Origin of the sequence: Ruminococcus sp. AF17-1AC, assembly GCF_003461385.1 — a bacterium.
Taxonomy (GTDB): Bacteria; Bacillota; Clostridia; order Oscillospirales; family Ruminococcaceae; genus Hominimerdicola; species Hominimerdicola aceti.
This window is the reverse complement of record NZ_QTWZ01000049.1, coordinates 1-1,093: the sequence shown is the minus strand read 5'-3', so window position 1 is coordinate 1,093 and position 1,093 is coordinate 1. Positions and strand designations below refer to the sequence as shown.

Sequence of the window (1,093 nt, the reverse complement as noted above, 5' to 3'; positions counted from 1 at the left end):
GTTTCCAACGAGGATATGTTCATCAAAAACTATCTCCCCTTTCTCGACGAGCCATACCGTGACCTGTTCCGACTTCAAATGACCATTATCAACAAGCTGAATGAACGTATCCGCCACGATCAGCCGCTGGTGGAGTTTGCGAATCAGGTGTCAAATACCGATAATCTTATCGACATGAACGCAATGGCAAAGCTTGCGAGAGCGGAAAATATCCCCGTCGGCAGAAACAAGCTTTACGGCTGGCTGAAAGGAAAAGGTGTGCTTATGGCAAACAATCTGCCGTATCAGGCTTTTATCGACCGCGGATATTTTTCCGTAAAGGAGTCGGTGTTTGAAACTGCGACTATGACAAAGACTTATCAGCAGACGTTTGTGACAGGAAAAGGGCAAAGATTTGTGATCACTCTGCTGAGAAAATATTATGGCAAGGAGATGGGATAATGCACACAAACAGAATTAAAGCTAAAGTTGACTTCAAGTTCTGCCTCGGCAGTATTCCAGCAATGCTGAGAGCCACAAAGCCCGTACTTTCGGAACGGCAGTACAAGGAGCTGTGTAACGAGGTCAATAAAGCCAACGGCTACCTTGAACAGAAACGAATCATATTCAGCTACGTCGATCCAATAATCAAGGGCTGAAAATACAACAAATGAAAATCAGCGGGCAGGCAGTATAGTTCATATCAAATTTGAGCGTAAATTGCGCCGTCCGCGCTAGGACAAGGTCGTTTTGCCAACAGCAGATAAAAATCTGGTGCTTGCAAAGCGACTTTTCTGCTGTTGGTATAAACGGCAGAAAGGAAAAACATGAATAGTTTTATGTCATGGTTAGGCGGTAAAAAGGCATTGCGTGACGCAGTACTTGCAAGATTTCCGCCTTACTATGAACGATATATCGAGGTTTTCGGAGGTGCAGGCTGGGTTTTATTCCATAAACCGCCCGGTATGGATTTTGAGGTATACAACGATTTTAACGGAAATCTTGCAAATCTTTATCGCTGTGTCAGGGATAACCCGAATAAGCTGAAGTACAAGCTTCGTTATGTCCTCGATTCTCGTGAAGATTTCGACTGGATTGCTAGTCTTCATAAGCG

Annotated in this window: 3 protein-coding genes; all 3 read left to right on the top strand. The window is 44.3% G+C overall.

Annotation, left to right across the window (positions count from 1 at the left end):
* A partial coding sequence (locus DWW81_RS13060; protein WP_181982763.1) for a phage antirepressor KilAC domain-containing protein occupies positions 1-441 on the top strand: 441 nt, incomplete at its 5' end.
* Complete coding sequence (locus tag DWW81_RS13055; RefSeq protein ID WP_038671814.1) at positions 441-638, top strand: hypothetical protein; 198 nt, start codon at positions 441-443, stop codon at positions 636-638. The genes DWW81_RS13060 and DWW81_RS13055, both read left to right, overlap by 1 nt.
* Before the next feature lie 180 nt (positions 639-818).
* Positions 819-1,093: DNA adenine methylase (locus tag DWW81_RS13050; protein WP_147339009.1), on the top strand; the 275-nt coding region annotated here is incomplete at its 3' end.

Excerpts from the sequence above, each read along its gene's own strand:
- DWW81_RS13055 (WP_038671814.1), top strand. The coding sequence starts at position 441 with ATGCACACAAACAGAATTAAAGCTAAAGTTGACTTCAAGTTCTGCCTC.